Origin of the sequence: Williamsia herbipolensis, from assembly GCF_000964005.1 — a bacterium.
Lineage (GTDB): Bacteria > Actinomycetota > Actinomycetes > Mycobacteriales > Mycobacteriaceae > Williamsia_A > Williamsia_A herbipolensis.
This window is the reverse complement of record NZ_JXYP01000011.1, coordinates 55,816-72,521: the sequence shown is the minus strand read 5'-3', so window position 1 is coordinate 72,521 and position 16,706 is coordinate 55,816. Positions and strand designations below refer to the sequence as shown.

The 16,706-nt window shown below is 70.2% G+C and carries 15 protein-coding genes and 1 riboswitch; of the genes, 6 read left to right on the top strand and 9 right to left on the bottom strand.

Annotated elements, in window-relative coordinates; genetic code table 11:
• Nucleotides 1–13: 13 nt before the first annotated feature.
• Nucleotides 14–781 carry an ABC transporter permease gene (locus tag TU34_RS04395; protein ID WP_045821799.1) on the bottom strand — a complete coding sequence of 256 codons (768 nt, stop codon included), beginning with the start codon at nucleotides 779–781 and terminating at the stop codon, nucleotides 14–16.
• Nucleotides 781–1,740, bottom strand: coding sequence for an ABC transporter ATP-binding protein (locus TU34_RS04390; protein WP_045821646.1), 960 nt, complete (start codon nucleotides 1,738–1,740; stop codon nucleotides 781–783). The genes TU34_RS04395 and TU34_RS04390 overlap by 1 nt, the downstream gene beginning before the upstream one ends.
• Nucleotides 1,741–1,912: 172 nt before the next feature.
• Between TU34_RS04390 and TU34_RS22235 the strand changes: the two genes are divergently transcribed.
• A complete protein-coding gene (locus tag TU34_RS22235; RefSeq protein WP_160298504.1) occupies nucleotides 1,913–3,589 on the top strand; it encodes a sensor domain-containing protein in 1,677 nt (558 codons plus the stop codon).
• A 15-nt stretch (nucleotides 3,590–3,604) separates the two neighbouring features.
• Here TU34_RS22235 and thiG read toward each other — a convergent pair whose 3' ends face one another.
• The 3 genes from thiG to thiO form a co-directional block, all read right to left on the bottom strand.
• Nucleotides 3,605–4,378: a thiazole synthase gene (gene thiG, locus TU34_RS04380; protein WP_045821645.1), complete on the bottom strand. Its 774-nt coding sequence runs from the start codon at nucleotides 4,376–4,378 to the stop codon at nucleotides 3,605–3,607.
• A 1-nt stretch (nucleotide 4,379) separates the two neighbouring features.
• Nucleotides 4,380–4,595: a sulfur carrier protein ThiS gene (gene thiS / locus TU34_RS04375; protein WP_045821644.1), complete on the bottom strand. Its 216-nt coding sequence runs from the start codon at nucleotides 4,593–4,595 to the stop codon at nucleotides 4,380–4,382.
• Complete coding sequence (gene thiO / locus TU34_RS04370) at nucleotides 4,592–5,671, bottom strand: glycine oxidase ThiO (RefSeq protein WP_045821643.1); 1,080 nt, start codon at nucleotides 5,669–5,671, stop codon at nucleotides 4,592–4,594. Before thiO ends, thiS begins: the two co-directional genes overlap by 4 nt.
• Nucleotides 5,668–5,781, bottom strand: a riboswitch (TPP riboswitch). (Overlaps the previous gene by 4 nt.)
• A gap of 56 nt (nucleotides 5,782–5,837) precedes the next feature.
• Between thiO and thiE the strand changes: the two genes are divergently transcribed.
• Nucleotides 5,838–6,509, top strand: a complete 672-nt coding sequence (gene thiE, locus TU34_RS04365; protein ID WP_045821642.1) for a thiamine phosphate synthase — start codon at nucleotides 5,838–5,840, stop codon at nucleotides 6,507–6,509.
• A gap of 29 nt (nucleotides 6,510–6,538) precedes the next feature.
• Here thiE and TU34_RS04360 read toward each other — a convergent pair whose 3' ends face one another.
• Entirely contained in the window at nucleotides 6,539–7,912 is a 1,374-nt protein-coding gene (locus tag TU34_RS04360; RefSeq protein WP_045821641.1) for an HNH endonuclease, read from the bottom strand.
• A gap of 272 nt (nucleotides 7,913–8,184) precedes the next feature.
• Here TU34_RS04360 and TU34_RS04355 point away from each other — a divergent pair, with 272 nt between their 5' ends.
• Entirely contained in the window at nucleotides 8,185–8,637 is a 453-nt protein-coding gene (locus TU34_RS04355) for a hypothetical protein (RefSeq protein ID WP_045821640.1), read from the top strand.
• Between the two features lie 49 nt (nucleotides 8,638–8,686).
• On the opposite strand, the gene TU34_RS04350 is transcribed toward TU34_RS04355, so the two are convergent.
• Nucleotides 8,687–9,172: an NUDIX hydrolase gene (locus TU34_RS04350; RefSeq protein WP_045821639.1), complete on the bottom strand. Its 486-nt coding sequence runs from the start codon at nucleotides 9,170–9,172 to the stop codon at nucleotides 8,687–8,689.
• A 161-nt stretch (nucleotides 9,173–9,333) separates the two neighbouring features.
• Here TU34_RS04350 and TU34_RS04345 point away from each other — a divergent pair, with 161 nt between their 5' ends.
• The 3 genes from TU34_RS04345 to TU34_RS04335 are packed head-to-tail and all read left to right on the top strand — an operon-like array spanning nucleotide 9,334 to nucleotide 14,333.
• Nucleotides 9,334–10,839, top strand: coding sequence for a hypothetical protein (locus TU34_RS04345; protein WP_045821638.1), 1,506 nt, complete (start codon nucleotides 9,334–9,336; stop codon nucleotides 10,837–10,839).
• On the top strand, nucleotides 10,836–11,816 hold the full coding sequence (locus tag TU34_RS04340) for a glutamate ABC transporter substrate-binding protein (RefSeq protein WP_045821637.1): 981 nt from the start codon (nucleotides 10,836–10,838) through the stop codon (nucleotides 11,814–11,816). Before TU34_RS04345 ends, TU34_RS04340 begins: the two co-directional genes overlap by 4 nt.
• Nucleotides 11,817–11,852: 36 nt before the next feature.
• Nucleotides 11,853–14,333 (top strand): serine/threonine-protein kinase, encoded by a 2,481-nt coding sequence (locus TU34_RS04335; RefSeq protein ID WP_082079841.1) that lies wholly within the window; start codon nucleotides 11,853–11,855, stop codon nucleotides 14,331–14,333.
• Here the strand turns inward: TU34_RS04335 and TU34_RS04330 are convergent, their stop codons facing one another.
• Both TU34_RS04330 and TU34_RS04325 read right to left on the bottom strand, forming a co-directional pair.
• Nucleotides 14,334–15,668, bottom strand: coding sequence for a glycosyltransferase (locus TU34_RS04330; protein ID WP_045821796.1), 1,335 nt, complete (start codon nucleotides 15,666–15,668; stop codon nucleotides 14,334–14,336).
• Nucleotides 15,665–16,702: a glycosyltransferase family protein gene (locus TU34_RS04325; protein ID WP_238981166.1), complete on the bottom strand. Its 1,038-nt coding sequence runs from the start codon at nucleotides 16,700–16,702 to the stop codon at nucleotides 15,665–15,667. Before TU34_RS04325 ends, TU34_RS04330 begins: the two co-directional genes overlap by 4 nt.
• Between the last annotated feature and the right edge of the window lie 4 nt (nucleotides 16,703–16,706).

The following is a 16,706-nucleotide window of genomic DNA, read 5'->3' as shown; positions in this document are numbered from 1 at the left end:
GGAGCGCGAGAGCTCAGGCGTCGCGTCGGTTCGTCAGGACGATGCCGACCGCGAACAGGCCGATCGCCCACACGGCGAAGTAGATCAGCGAGCCGTAGTCGTTCCACGGGTAGTCGATGCTGCCGCCGCCGTTGACGTCGGAACCGCCCGCGAGGAACCGACTGGCGTTGTTGAACGGCAGGTAGGGCGCGACGACCTTCACCTTCGGGATGCTCGAGAGGATGAGCTCCAGTGCGAGCGGCCAGATGAGGACGATGACGATCGCGCCCGCGCTCTGCTGCACGATCGCGCCGACACCGAGGCCGATCAGCACGCACAGCGCCATGTACACCGGCACGCCCCAGTACTGGCGCACGGCGTCACCGCCCAGCAGATCGACCTGACTCGACCGGTCACCGGCCAGCGCTTTGCCGAGCGGGACGGCCACGAACGCGAGGACGAGGGTCACCACGAAGGACACGCCGCCGTAGACGACAGCCTTGGCGTACATGACGCTCGAGCGGGCGGGGATGGCCTGGAACGTGGTGCGGATGGTCCCGAACCGGTACTCGCTGGTCACCGCGAGGACGGCCATGATCATGAGGACCAGCACGCCGAACTGGGTGACACCGATGAGATATCCCGGTGCCCCGAGCAGAGGTTCGGACGCGCTCAGTGACGAGTCGGCGAAGCCGACCAGGACCGCGATGAGGATGCCGAGGACCACCACGATCCCGACGCACCAGTACGGCGACTTGGTGCTCAGGAGCTTGATGCGCTCGGCGTTGATGGCGTTGGTGATCACTGCTGTCCTCCGGGGAAGTTCGTCGGCGCGCCCGATCCCGGTGCGGTGTTCTTCGCCCCGCTGTACTGCACGGAACTCGCGGTCAGGGCCATGAACACCTCCTCGAGGGAGGCGGTGCTGCCCGAGAGCTCGTGCAGCACGATCGAGTTCGCCGCGGCGATCTCGCCGATCTGGTCGGTCGTGACGTCGGGGACGGTCATCGCCGACGAGCCGTCGGCGGCCGGTGCGGGCGCGAGGCCCTGGGCGACGAGCGCGGTGTGCAGCTGCGGCAGCTGCGGACTGCGGACGGTGACGATGCGCTGGGCCTGGCTGGTGAACTCCTTGACCGAGCAGTCGGCCATCAGACGTCCCTGACCGATCACCACGAGATGATCAGCGGTGAGCGACATCTCGGTCAGGAGGTGGCTCGACACGAGCACCGTGCGGCCCTGGGTGGCCAGTGCCCGCATGAACTTGCGGATCCACACGATGCCCTCGGGATCGAGACCGTTGACCGGCTCGTCGAACAGCAGGACGCCGGGGTCGCCGAGAAGCGCACCCGCGAGTCCGAGGCGCTGGGACATGCCGAGGGAGAACCCGCCGGCCTTCTTGCCCGCGACGGCGGTGAGCCCGACGTCCTCGAGCACCTGGTCGACCCGGCTGACGGGTACACCGCTGGCCGCGGCCATCCACCGCAGGTGCGAGCGTGCCGAACGGTTCGGGTGCACCCACTTCGCGTCGAGCAGGGCACCGACCTGGCGGAGCGGATCGGTGAGTTCGCGGTACGGGCGGCCGTTGATGGTGGCGGTGCCCGAGGTCGGGTTGTCGAGTCCGAGCATCATCCGCATGGTGGTCGACTTGCCCGCGCCGTTGGGGCCCAGGAAGCCGGTGACCATGCCGGGTTTCACCTCGAACGTGAGGTCGTCGACCGCACGGGTGGCCCCGTAGGTCTTGGTCAGTCCTTGAACGTTGATCACCCCTCGGACTATGCCAGTCGGACCATCCCGGCGGATCGGTCGATGGATTGACAAACCGCGACGGCGCGGGCGTCGAAGGTCGGAGAATCGTCGGGGCGAGGTGGCTGAGGACGGTATCGTCGACGTGCGGTTCGGGGCGGTGTTCGGTTGCGGGAAAGGCGGAGACAGCGCAGTGACATCACCCGGTTCTCCGGCCACCCCCGGGCAGGCCTCGTGGACGAACTCCGAGCTCGAGTCGATGGCCGCGCGCGTCCTGGGTCGTGTTCCGGTCACCGAGTTCGGCGTCATCATCAGCGGCGCCGACGGGAGGTTCGTCGCCGGCACCCCGACCGCCGCATCCATCCTCGGGCTGACCGTCGAGCAACTGCTGGGACGCACGATCGTCGACCAGCGCTGGTCGGCGATCACCGCCGACGGCGATCCGGTGGCGGGCGACGAACTGCCGGCGAACACCACCCTGCGCACCGGTCGACCCCAGTCCGGGGTGCTGCTCGGCGTGCAACGCGGCAGCGACGCGGCCGGCGAACACACGTGGCTTCGCGTCGACACCCACATGCTCCCGCACGACGAGCCGCGACCGCCCGGTGCCGTGCTGTCATGTTTCTCCGTCATCGACGGTCCCCGCGCGGCCGAGCTGCGTCTGGCCCAATCCGAGCGCACGTTCCGCATGATCACCGAGCGGTCCCACGAGGTCGTCGGCATCCACGGCCTGGACGGCACCTGGTTGTGGGCGTCGCCGGCGGCCGGTCGCGTCTTCGGCCGTCCGCCCGCGGAACTGCTCGGCACGAACGTCTTCGAGCTCGTCCACGACGACGACGTCGACCTGGCCGACGCGACCCTGGCCGCGCTGCTCGACGGGTCCGACCCCGTCACGGTCACCGTCCGCATGTGGCGCGCCGACGGTGCGATGTTGTGGGCCGAGGTCATCGGGCAGCTCATCCGGGACCGGCGTGGCCGACCCCATCAGTTGCAGTCGTCGTTTCGCGAGGTGACCGCACGCATCGAGGCCGAGCAGGCCCGCGACGCGGCAGTCGAGGTCTTTCACACCGTGATGGCGTCGTCGCCCATCGGGATGGCGTTGCGCGACGTCGACGGGCGTGTGCGCCGGATCAACTCCGCCCTGCAGGCCATGCTCGGCGTCACCGACGACGACCTGATCGGCACCACACTTCTCGACCGCGTCCACGCCGACGACCGCCTCGTCGTCGAGGCCGCGATCACCGCGGGGGGCGACGGGTCGGCGTACGAGGCCAGGCTCCTGCGCGCCGACGGCTCGAGTGTGTGGGTCGACGCGACGTCGGTGGTGTTGCACAGCTTCGACGGCAGCCCGTCGGCGGTCCTCGAACAACTCCACGACGTCACCACCCGCAAGATCGCCGAGGCCGACCTCTTCCGTAGGGCCATCTCCGATCCGCTGACCGGCCTGCTCAACCGCACCCGTTTCACCGAACTGCTCGGCGCGGCCCTCGACGACGCCCGCGCCGGCGGACCCGAGGTGACCGTGCTGTTCTGCGACGTCGACCGCTTCAAGTCGGTGAACGACACCCGCGGACATGCGGTCGGCGACGAGTACCTGCGAGCGGTCGCCACGGCGTTGACCCTCATCGCCGGACCCGGTGACATCGTCGCGCGCTACGGCGGGGACGAGTTCGCGATCCTCACCCGCACGGACGGACCCGATGTGGCGGAGATGACGAGGCGGATCCAGAGCGCCGACACCGGCGCATCGGGACCGCTGACCATCAGCGTTGGGGTGGCGTCGTCACGCGACGCCGCTCCCGAGGACCTCGTGCGCGACGCCGACCGGGCCATGTACCTGGCCAAGCAGACGCGAGACACCGCCGTCTGACGTCGCCCGGCGTTTTCAGTCCCGCGCGGGGGACGATGCCTGGGCCCAGAAGCGGCGCGGGATGCGTCCGGCACGGCGTGCCAGGAAGCCGCCGTGCACCGCCGCGGCCATGGCCTGCGCCATCATCGGCGGGTCGTCGGCGCGGTTGACCGCCGACGCCAGCAACACCCCGTCGCAGCCCAGTTCCATCGCGAGCGCCGCGTCGCTGGCCGTGCCCACCCCGGCGTCGAGGATGACCGGTGTCGCGGCCGACGCCACGATCATCTCGATGTTGTGCGGATTGGCGATCCCGAGTCCGGTGCCGATCGGCGACCCGAGCGGCATCACCGCCGCGACGCCGGCGTCGCGGAGTCGGGCGGCGACGATCGGATCGTCGCTGGTGTAGGCGAGCACGGTGAAACCGTCGTCGACGAGGGTGTCGGCGGCGTCGAGCAACTCCACCGGGTCGGGCAGCAGGGTGCGGTCGTCGCCGTGGATCTCGAGTTTCACGAGATCGGTCTCGAGGGCCTCGCGCGCGAGCTGCGCGGTGAGCACCGCCTCGGCGGCGGTGCGGCAGCCTGCGGTGTTGGGCAACACCGCGATGTGCAGCCGTCGCAGCAGGTCGATGACGCCCGTTCCGCCGCCGGCGTCGGCGCGACGCATCGCCACGGTGGTCAGTTCGGTACCCGAGGCGACCAGAGAGCGTTCCAGCACATCGAGATTCGCGGCGCCGCCGGTACCCATGATCAGTCGCGAGGAGTACCGGTGCCCGCCGATGGCAAGGCCTGCTGTCGCGAGACCAGCGCCCATGTCAGCCACCCTGCACCGCCGTGAGGATCTCGACACGCGCGCCGGCGGGCAACGGTCGGTCCCAGGCCGAGCGCGGATGCACCGCGTCGTCGACGGCGACGGCGACACCCCGCTCGGGCAGTCCGAGTGTGGCCAGTAGTCGAGCCGCGGTGATACCTGCGGGGAGGTCGCGGTCGGTGCCGTTCACACGGATCGACACCTGCGCGTTCTCGGTCATGCGAACCTCCGGGGGTCCAGGCGGGCCACCCACGGTGACGTCGGCGGCGATGGTGCGGCGTCGAGCAGGTCGGCGACGATCTCGGCGGTCAACGGTGCGGTGAGGATGCCGTTGCGTCCGTGCCCGACCGCGACGACGGTGCGGTCGTCGCACCGTCCCACCAGCGGCAACCCGTCCGGTGTGGTGGGGCGCAGCCCCGAGCCGATCTCGACGACGCGGTACTCGGCGAGGCCCGGCATGAGTTCGGTGGCGTCGATCAACAGGTCGCTCACCCCGCCCACGCGAGGTGCGGTGTCGGCGCGGTCGCCGGTCTCGTACTGGGTCGCTCCCACCACGACGCCGTCGCGTCGCGGGACGACGTACACCGACCGGCCACGCCATCGGGCGCGCACCACGACGTCGGGCGGTGGTGGCGCGGACGGCGGCCGCGACAACCGGAGGATCTCGCCCTTCTCGGCGGTGACGGGTACGCCCTCGATGAGGTCGGGCGCCCAGGAACCCGTGGCCACGACGACCTGGTCGGCGTCGAGATCGTCGATGCGGCAGACCTTCTCGGTCGTCACGGTGACCCCCGCACTGTGCGCACCGCACCGCACCGCGGCCAGCAGGGCGCGATTGTCGACGGCACCCTCACCCGACGCCAGGTACCCGCGGCGCACTCCCGATCCCAACATCGCTGCCGCCGAACGCATCCGGTTCCGGTCGACCGGCTCGGGTCGCATGTCGAAGGCGGCGAGGTGATCGATCACGGCGCGCAGGTGCCCGGAGTCGGAGCTGTCGGCGGCAACCAGGAGGGTGTCGGCGGCGACCATGATGTCGGCGGTGTCGACGCCGGACCCCTCGAGGTCGGCCAGCAGTGCGGGCCACCGGTCACGTGCGGCGAGTGCGAACTCGAGGAGCGCGTCCTCGCCGGGCCGACCCTCTCCCGCGCAGCCGAGCATCCCACCGGCAACCGAGGTGCCTGCGCCGTCGATGTCGGGGGCGTGCAGCGTTGTCCGCCAACCGTTCCAGGCCGCGCGCCAGGCGATCATCGACCCGATGACACCACCGCCGACGACGGCCAGACGTGCGCTCACGCAATCCACTCCCTTCCTTCGCCGGCATTACCCGGATCAGGTGCGACGGTCGGCGGCGGTGAGCCGCGATCTCAGCCCGATTCATCCCTCGGGCCCCCGTGTGTGTGCCCTCGACCCTACGCCGCGGTGGTCGTCCGCCGGCGAGCCGACCTCTAGGGTCGAGCGGGTGGACACGCGCGCGAGACTGGCCGACGCCCGGCTCTACCTCTGCACCGACGCCCGTCGTGAACGCGGCGACCTGATGGGTTTCGTCGACGCCGCCCTCGCCGGCGGCGTCGACATCGTGCAGCTGCGCGACAAGGGGTCCCCGGGTGAACAGCAGTTGGGGACGCTCGAGGCCGCCCGGGAGATCGACCTGCTGGGTGAGCTGGCGACCCTGACCAGGCGGCACGGGGCGCTGCTCGCGGTCAACGATCGCGCCGACATCGCCGCGACCGCCTCGGCCGATGTGCTGCATCTCGGACAGGACGACCTCCCACCCGCCGCCGCCCGTGCGATCGTCGGGCGCGAGACCGTCATCGGTCGCTCCACCCACGACGCGACGCAAGCGGCCGCGGCCGACGCCGATCCCGACATCGACTACTTCTGCACCGGCCCCTGCTGGCCGACCCCGACCAAACCCGGCCGACCCGCCGCGGGCCTCGGACTCGTCGAGACCACGGCCGGCCGCACCACCCGGTTGCCGTGGTTCGCCATCGGCGGCATCGACGAGACACGCGTCGCCCAGGTGGTCGCCGCGGGGGCGCGCCGGATCGTCGTCGTCCGGGCCATCACCGCTGCTCCCGACCCCCGCGCCGCGGCTGCGCGTCTGCGTTCCCTGGTCACCTCCGGCCGCTGACACAGTCGACCGCGCTCCGCGGAGCGCGGTCAGGCGGCGATGGGTCCGGCCTGTTGTCCGGTGCGCCATTCCCAGGCCGCGTAGAGGACTTCGAGGGTGTAGCCGAGGTCGAGTGGTCCGCCGCCGACAGGTTCTATCGCGTCGGCAGCGATCGTCGAGTCAGGTCGCCAACCGGTGGGCACGGTGATCGTGGGTGCGGTGTCGATGGCGGTGCCGCTGGGGTGGTGGAACGTGAACTGCTGATCGCCGACGGCGCGGATGGTGAACTCGCCGTTGTGTAGTGCCCGGTGGTGGGTGGAACACAACATGATCAGGTTGTCGGGGTCGGTGGTGCCGCCGTCGCGCCAGAACCGCACATGATGGGCGTGCAGATGACGTGTGCGGCCACACGCGGGATGGCGGCATCCACGATCACGGTCAGAGACCAGCCGCAGCAGGGTGTGCGTGGGGAGTCGTCGTTTACGGCCCCACCGCAACACGACGTTCTTGCGTCCGCGGCGGTGGGTGACGGTACGTCGCGAACCACCGCAGGACGCCTCGTCGACTTCCGCCTCCGATATCGCCGGCCCGGCATCGAGATGCGGTTCGGCTCCCGCGTCGGCGGCGTCGGTGTGGATGACGATCTCCGCACCGGGTGCGTAGATGGGCATCTCGGTCACCGTGGCCATGGTGTCGGCCATCGCGACGACGGCGTCGGCGATGTTCGACGGCACGTGACGCCACAGATCCGCCGAGCCTGCCGCGCTCCGCGGAGCGTCGGGCGCGGTCTTGGGGAGCGGTAGATCGGGGTCGTCGGCGGTGCGGATGCGTTCGTATTCGCTGCGCACGACCCCGGCGAGGAACCGGGCACCATCGAGCGGCGAGAGCCGCATCGTGACCGCGAGTGTGCCGTCGTCGTTCCACTGCCACCGCGCACTCGACTCGACACGACCGGTGTCGACGTCGTTCTCGCGTCGGTCGATGTGGCTGACCGACCGCACGATCCGTTCGACCTGCGCCGCTGTCGCCGACAACGCGACGGTGACCAGTTCTTCTTCGCGGTCGGGAGTCGCGACGCGGGTCAGGGCGCGGACCTTCGAGTACGACAACCGGCCCTCGGCGAACGCGGCGTGCATCTGTGGCAGCTCGTGCAGGGCGTGGGCGATGCGGAGATGTTCCTGCGCGGCGCGCAGCGACAACCCGGTGCGCCACGACAACCAGTGCGCACACGACCGCACGCCCTCACCGCTCCACACCCCGCGCGTGTCGAACTCGACGAGCAGGTCGAGGAACCGCGCGGTCAGCGACGCGATCTGCCCGGCGTACCCCACGACGCGTTCGGTGAGCGCGGCATCCGACAGACCGCCCGGACTGGACTGATCGAACAGATCGGATTGCTTCGACGCGATCGCTGTGACCGTCATGTTCCCCCCGGATGACCTGCAGTTATCAACTGCGGCAAGGATATCGGGACCCACCGACAAACCCTTGTCGACCGCGCTCCGCGGAGCGCGAATCGGGCGGCATCCGGCGATCGGGCGTTGCCACGACGCCAGCACCTGATCTACTCTCGGCGAATCATGACGCGCATTCTTCTCGTAGCCCGCCGCAGCGGGGTCTGATCCGACCGACCCCCCGCTGCGGGGTCGCTCTGCGCTCGTCTTCTCGGTCCTCCTTCTTTCCTGAGAGACCACTCATGTTCGCCACCACATCCACATCCTTCGAGCCGGCGTCGAACCGGTTCGCCACTCCCCTGCCGCGGGCTCTGCGCGCATCGGCCGAGACCCTCGACTGGCGCGATTTCTGCGCAGGCCACGCCGTGTCCGGATCGATCCGCCTGGGCACATGGTCGGCCGTCGCCGCCCACGACGACCTCGTCGACTTCCGCGCCACGCTCGCCGTCGGCGACCGTATCTGCGCCGTCGACGCCACCGCCGTCGGACCACTGGGCGCGGCAACGGCGATGTTGCACTCGCTCGGCGTCGCGATCGAGATCACCGGCCTGCATCAGCAATCGGTCTGCGGCGACACCGTGACCTTCGTCGAATGCGACATCGACGGCCGTCGGGCCTGGGGCATGGGCATCGCGGCCGATCCGGCGCTCGCCGGCGTCGGCGCGATGATCGCCGCGGCCAATCGACTGCGGTGATCAGAGGCGGGCCGACGGGACTGAGCCCGCAGTTGGCTGACCTGCGAGATCAGCCCAGTTCGGGGAGTTCGGTGGTGATGTGGGTCCGCAGGGCCGGCCAGGCCTGGGCGAACGAGGGGTGCAGCGGGAGTTCGTCGACGACGTGCTCGGCGACCCACCGCAGCTCCGACGACTCGACGTTGGCGACGGTCTCCAGCGGGGCGCTGACGTCGGCGATCACCGTGTGATAGGTCCAGCCACTGGCGGCCTGGTGGGTCAGCACCTCGTCGCGGACGGTGAGGTCGTCGTGGGAGATGCCGGCCTCCTCGCCGGCCTCCCGCACCGCGGTGTCGCGGGCGGACTCGTGGGAGTCGCGGGCTCCGCCGGGCAGTCCCCAGGTACCTCCCTGGTGCGACCACAACGCACGGTGCTGCAGCAGGATGCCGACCGATCCGTCGTCGAGGGGAGCCCGCAGCAACAGTCCCGCCGCGCCGTGCAGACCCCAGTGTCGGGCGCCGTCGGACTCGAAGACCCACCCGTCACCGTCGCCTCGCACTGTCGAACCTCGTCTCTCTCCCCGGGCGACCTGCAGGTCGCCGCACTGTCACAACCGTACCGAGATGAGGTGACGGCGTCGGAGTTGCGGACATGGGCAGGCGCTGCGCGATTAGAGTCGGACAGGTACATCTGCACCGTCCGCACGGAAGGGACCCACCAGTGACCGGCGACGCGGCGTCCCTGCGCTCCCGGCTGATCCGCGGGCCATCGGAATCCGTCGACTCCCGACCCGACGGCTCCGGGCCCGCCGCGACCCGGCCCGGCGGACTGCTCCGGACCCGGCGAGGCGGACGCCGCACCGAGCGACGCGGCTCGCTCACCTCCCGCGGGGCGCGCGCCGAACGACGCGAACTGATGGCCCTGGCGCGCGATCAGGCGCGATCACCGCTGGCCACCATCCGCCAACTCGCGGGCACCAGTCCCGGCAAGCTCTTCCTCATCGCGGTCATCCTGGTGATCGGCGCGATCGCGACCGGCTGGTATGCGTCGACCTCTCTCGACAACCGGACCGCGGCGCTGGCCCAGACCATCTCCGACACCGAGCCGATCGCCGAGTCGTCACAGGTGCTCTACAGCGACCTGTCCATCGCCGACGCGTCGGCGAACGCGGCCTTCATCTCCGGCGGACTCGAACCTGCCGCCCTCCGCAGCCGCTACTCGGCGGCCATCGCGACGGCATCCCAGGCCCTGATCCAGGCGGCCAGCGGGACGGCCGAGGAGAACACCACCGTCCGCGACGACCTCAACTCGCTCGCCGAGCAACTACCCGTCTACACCGGTCTCGTCGAATCGGCCCGCACCAACAACCGACTGGGGAACCCGGTCGGATCGGCCTACCTCGGCGAGGCCTCGAACCTCATGCAGACCACGATCCTGCCCGCGGCCCAGCGGCTCTACGCCGCGCGTTCGACGGCGATCAGCGATCCGCAGAACCGCTTCACCGATCCGCCGTGGGGGGTCTACGCCGCGCTGGCCGTTCTGCTCGTCGCGCTGATCGCCACCCACCAGTACCTGGCCCGACGGACCCGTCGCCGTCTCAACCTGGGTCTGCTGCTCGCGATCGGGTTCACCGTCGTCGCCGCCCTGTGGGTGCTCGTCGGCAGCCTGTTGTCGGTGTCGGCGACCAACAGCGCCGAGACGCGCGGCGCCCAGCCGCTGCGCGACCTCACCTCCGCGCGCATCCTCACCCAGCAGGCCAGATCGGCGGAGACGTTGTCGCTGGTGCGCCGCGGCGACGAGGCCACGCTGCAGAACCAGTTCGTGAGCGCGAACGGCCGGATCGCGGCCACCCTCAACTCCTATCTCGCCGACACCGACGACGATGACGACACCGACGCTCGCGAATCGGTGCAGCGCGCATTGGCGGCACTGTCGACATGGCAGACCGCACACGCCGCGACCATCGAGCGGTCCAACGCCGGCGACTTCAACGGCGCGACCGCGATGGCCGTCGGCAACACCGCGAACGGCGCCGCGCAGGCCTACATGACCCTCGACCGCGCACTCATCGACGGCATCACGCGTACCCGGACCGCCTTCCGCGACGACATCAACACCGCTCGCGTCGTCATCGGATACGTGGGCAGCGGAGCCCTGGTGCTCGGCCTGCTGGCCGCGGCGACCTCGGCGCTGGGCATGACCCCGCGCATCCGGGAGTACCGATGACGTCCCGCCGGCGACTGCTCGCCGTGCTCCTCCTCGCCGTCGTCGCGCTCACCGCGTCGGCATGTCTGCGCGTGCCCGCCCCCGACGACGCACCCCCCTCGGCCTCGGGGACCATCCCGACACCCCCCGGGCTCACGACCGACGCCCCGCGTGAGGAGGTCCCCGATCAGGCCTCCTGCGAGACGGGCAGCCTGCGGCCCGGCCCAATGCCACCGGTCGGGCGGATGCCCACCGGCTCGGCGATGGAGGGCATCTTCGCGCGCGGACGGCTCATCGTCGGGCTCGACGTCGGCTCGAACCTGTTCAGCTTCCGGGACCCGATCAGCGGTGACATCGAGGGCTTCGACGTCGACATCGCCAAGCAGATCGCTCTCGCCATCTTCGGTGACCCCAACCGCATCGAGTACCGGATACTCAACTCCAACGAACGGATCTCGGCGCTGCAGAACCGCGAGGTCGATCTCGTGGTCAAGACACTGAGCATCACCTGCGACCGACTGCAGGACATCGCGTTCTCGACGGTGTACTACGAGGCGTCACAACGCATCCTGGCGCTACGCGGGTCATCGATCAACGGCATCGACGACCTCGCGAACAAGCGTGTCTGCGCTGCCCGCGGCACCACCTCCATCGCGCGACTGCAGCAACGGGTGCCCAGCGTGCGCGTCGCGTCGGTGTCGACGTGGGCCGATTGTCTGGTGGTGCTGCAGCAAGGCGGGGTCGACGCGGTGTCCACCGACGACGCGATCCTCGCCGGACTCGCCGCGCAGGACCCCTACGTCCATGTCGTCGGGGCGAGCCTGGGCGAGGAACCCTACGGCATCGGGGTCAACAAGGACCAGCCCGATCTCGTGCGATTCGTCAACGGCGTGCTCGACCAGATCCGCGCCGACGGCACCTGGTACGAGATCTACACTCGGTGGCTCTCCATCCTCGGACCGCTGTACTACCCGCCCCAGCCGCTCTACCGCGACTGACCACGATCGACGTGACCCCTTCGGAGGTGAACCACGATGGCCGAGACCGACGCACGCGGCAGCGCGCCGGCCTCTGACGTCGGCACCGACGCAGGGACCGACGACGCCGCCGAGGTCGCGACCCAGGCCGTCGACATCGAGGTCGCCACCCAGGCCGCGGAGCTCGAGGTGGGTACGCAGGCGACTCAGGCAGCGGTCCCCGACGTCGGCACGCAGGCGACCCAGGCGGCCACCCCCATCGGCGGTCCGGGTACCGAGGCCACCACCGACGACGCCGGAACCCGCGTCCCGCCCGCGCTCCAGGCCCTGACCAGTCGGGTGACGCGCAAGCGACGTCGGCTCGGCGCCGGGCTCGTCGACGTCACCTGGGTCCGTGACATCGAGCCCGAGGATGCGGTGATGTCCGATCCGGTGATCCCGGAGGGCAAGCGGGACTGCTGGCAGTGCGGTCGCCCCCTCGGTCGGTCGTCGGGGCCCGGCGAGGGACCTCTCAACGGCGACTGCCCCCACTGCGGCGCGCACTACTCGTTCACCCCCGGCCTGACGCCGGGCACGATGGTGGCCGACCAGTACGAGATCACCGGCGCCATCGCCCACGGCGGTCTCGGGTGGATCTATCTCGCCTTCGACCGCAACGTGTCCGATCGCGCGGTCGTCCTCAAGGGCCTGCTGAACTCCAACGACGCCGAGGCCCAGGCCGTCGCCTTCGCCGAGCGACAGTTCCTGGCGTCGGTGTCGCACCCGAACATCGTCAAGATCTTCAACTTCGTCGAACACCTCGACACCTCGGGGCGCACGTTCGGCTACATCGTGATGGAGTACGTCGGCGGTGCGACGCTCAAGAGCCTCACCACCGTCGACGGCGACTCCTCCCACCGCAAGCACCTCCCGATCTCCCACGCCATCGCCTACCTGCTGGAGGTGATGGGTGCGCTGGGGTACCTGCACTCGGTGGGGCTGGTGTTCAACGACGTCAAACCCGAGAACATCATGATCGGCGGCGACGAGGTCAAGATGATCGATCTCGGGGCGGTCTCGCCCATCAACGGATACGGACACCTCTACGGCACACCGGGATTCCAGGCCCCGGAGATCGTGAAGACCGGCCCGCAGATCGTCACCGACATCTACAGCATCGGACGCACGCTCGCCGTCCTCACCCTGCCGATGCCGATGGAGAACGGCCGCTACATCGACGGCCTCCCCTCCCCCGAGGACGCGCAGATCCTCGCCGACAACGAGTCGTTCCACCGGCTGCTGCAACGCTCGACCGATCCCGACCCGACACAACGGTTCTCGTCGACCGACGAGATGGCGACGCAGATGCTGTCGGTGCTCCGCGAGATCGTCGCCCGCTCCACCGGTGTGCCCCGTCCGGCGCTGTCGACGGTGTTCACCCCGCAGCGCACCACCTTCGGCACCGACCTCCTGCTCGGCCCGGTCGACGGGTTCTTCGATCCCATCAACTCCGAGACCTTCCTCGACCCCGACGACATCGCCGCGGCGCTGCCCGTGCCGCTCGTCGACCAGACCGACCCCGCCGCCGGGCTTCTCACCTCGGCAGCACTCTCGGAACCCAACCAGACCCTCGACACGATCCGCAGCGCGAAGCAGGACGGCCTGTCGTCGTTGATCGGCACCGACCCCGGCGACGACCATCCGTCGCTGGAGGTCGACCTCGCCGAGGCCCGCGCCTACATCGAACTCGGCGACGTCGACACCGCGCTCGGCTTGCTCGACATCACCTCGCGGCACCACCAGCACTCCTGGCGCATCGAGTGGTTCCTCGGATTGTGCGCGTTGATCAACGGGGAGCCCGAGGTCGCGCACGAACGGTTCTCGACGGTGCTCGCGGCCATGCCCGGCGAGATCGCCCCGAAGCTGGCCGTCGCCGCGACCGCCGAACTCATCGGACGCTGGTTGCGCAGCGAGGGTTCCGATCCCGGGTCGCGCCGCGGCGGCACGGCCACCGCCGACCCCGAACGTGCTGCGGCGATAGAACACTGGGACGAGGTGGCGCTGCGCGAGTACACGACGCTGTGGCAGACCGACCGCGGTATCGTCACCGCCGCGTTCGGTGTGGCCCGGATGTTGTTCACCGCAGGCGAGATCGAGGAGTCGGTGAAGGCACTCGACGACGTCCCCGCCACCAGCCGCCACTTCAACACCGCGTCGTGCACCACGGTGCTGGCGCTGGTCCACGGACGTGACCCCGAGCAGGTCACCGGCGACCAGCTGCGTGAGGCGGCCCGCCGACTGGCCGCGATGCCCGACACCGAGCCGCGCAAGCCGCGCCTGTCGATCATGGTGTTGGGCACCGCACTCGGCTGGGTGAACGCCCACCCCGACAAGGCGTCGCCGAACATCTCACTGCTGGGGTTCCCGTTCACCGAACACGGCCTGCGGGCCGGACTCGAACGGTCACTCCGGCGCCTCGCCCGATCGACCGTCGACCGCAAACAGCGTTTCAACCTCGTTGATCTCGCGAACCTGATCCGCCCGCACACCCTGTTCTGACTACCAGCTCAGCCAGGGCTCCTCGGGCACGACCGCGACATCCACGTCGTGAGCGGCGACGGTGAAATGCCCGAACAGCGCGGCGGTCGCCTCGTCCTGCGTCATCTCCAGGCGAGCGAGGTGGCGCTGCGCACGGCGGAGAGCTCGTGTCGTCGACACCCGCACGGCGGCGGGGGCATCACCGAAGGCGACGTCGACGACACCCGCACCACCGGGCCCGAGTGAAGAGGTCACCGCATGGAGGGTGGTGTCACCGAACACCACCCGCCCGGTCACGTCGGCGACGAATCGACACCGGTCGAGGACGTGGCGCCCGGGCACGCCGCGACGGATCCGTGAATCCTGCAGCGCCAGAACGTCGTGCATGCTCTCGCCGTCCTCGCCGACCAACCACACCGCGACGTCGCCGGTTCGCACGATCGACGCGATCGTCCGATACAGCGACGCCGGACTGTGACCCTCGGTCGAGACCCTCGCCGCCACATCGGGCACCTCGTGGTGCAGACCGGCGGTGCGCGCGGCCGGTTCGGTGATGACCGGCATCAGGCTCAACGCCTCGCCGTTCTTCGCGTCGGTTCGCCGCGCGGCGTCGCGCTCGGCCCAGTCCGGGCCGTCGTGCCACGCCACCGCCCGCGGCTCGTGGGCCAGTACGGCGCCGGCCATCGTCATCCGGTTCGCCAGTTCCCAGTCCTCGCCGCCGTAGCGGGTGAACAACTCGTCGAACCCGCCCACCTCGTCGAACAGCGCACGGCTGCAGGTCATCACCGCGCTGATCACGTAGCGATACCCGGTCCAGCCGGGGCGCAGCAGGTTCTCGGTCCAGCCGTAGGCGTCGACGAGCCACTGCGGTTCGGTGAGCTCGGTCGGCGGGTCGGTGGAGAAGTCGGCGTGGCGACGGCGCCCCACCACGAGGGCATCGGGCATCACCGACGGCAGCCGCACGGCGTACTCGAGGTAGTCGGGCTCGGGCACGGTGTCGGCGTCGAGGAAGCACAGCACCTCGCCGCTCGATGCGCGCGCGCCGAGGTTGCGGGCCGCGGCGGCACGGAATCCGTTGTCGGCCTGGCGGACCACGGTCACGTCGACGGTGTGGCCGCGCACGTCGGGCGGGTGCGTCGACCCGTCGTCGGCGACGATCACCTCGACCCGGTCGGTGCCGATGGTCTGGGCATCGAGGGCGGTCAACACGCGGTGCAGCTGGGCGGGTTGCTCGTAGTACGGGATGACGACGCTGATCGAGCGGACCGGCGTCGGATCGTCGGCGACGAGATCCCATCGGTTGTCGGCGACGACCACCGTCCCGTCGACGCAGCGGAACACCCGGTCCGCGGTCATCGGCACACCCGCTCGAACACGACGCGATGGGCGGCGGCGACCTCTGCGGGTGTCGGATGGACGGCGATGTCGTCCCCGATGCGGGTGCGTGACGGATCGTCGAGTGCCGCAGCGATCGTCGCCGGGAGGTCGGCGTCGGCGTAGACGAGCAACGTGCCCGGGGACCGGGTCGCCATCTCCTCGGTGTAGCGGGTGCGCGGCACGAGCGGCGCACGTCGCAACGATCGCCAGGTGTTCACGGAGGCCGACGCCGACATGTGTCGATGATGCGCCACGGGGACGGTGATCGTCGCCATGCGTCGGTACAACTCGGCGTCGTCGAGGAAACCCGTCACCTCCAGCGGTCGCCCGACGGCCGTCGCATGCGCCTCGAGCTCGTGGACGAGGTCGTCGTGTCCGGGGGACGGCGCCCCGAGCGCCACGAACGCGATGTCCGCGTCGAGATCGTCCATGGCTCGCAGGGTCTCGATGTGTCCCTTGCCCGGGTAGAGGAAACCGAGCACACCCACCGATACCGTCCCGGCCGAGGGCTCGGCGGCGCCGGGCGGAACCACGAGGGTCTCGACCATCAGCGGGATCACCTCGGGAGGGGACTGCAGTCCGAGATGATCTGTGTACAGCGCACTCTCGTGGTCGCTGGACACGACGACCGCATCGAGGGCGGCGGCGACCCGGCGGTAGCACTCGACGCGACGCGTGAAACCGGTGCCGTCGGACGGTTGCGGGAGGTCGTGCAGGGTGGCGGTGACCCGTGCGCCCCGATCGTGCAGCGCGGTGACCAGGCCGGTCGCGGCGTCGGCGGCTTCGGGAGCCGACGCACCGAACAGTCGGTCGGTGAACTGCAGATGCACCAGCCCGGGACCCGTTGGTGTGCAGACACTCTCCACGGTCCTGGAGTCGACCGCGGGGACGGCCACCAGGGCGTGGCCGGCCGGGTCGTCGGCGGCCGGGTCGTCGGCGGCGAGGGCGGCGTGCACCGCCGTGCCGTAGCGGACCACTCCGTGTTCGGGTGGCCCGACGAGAAGATGCGTCACGGAC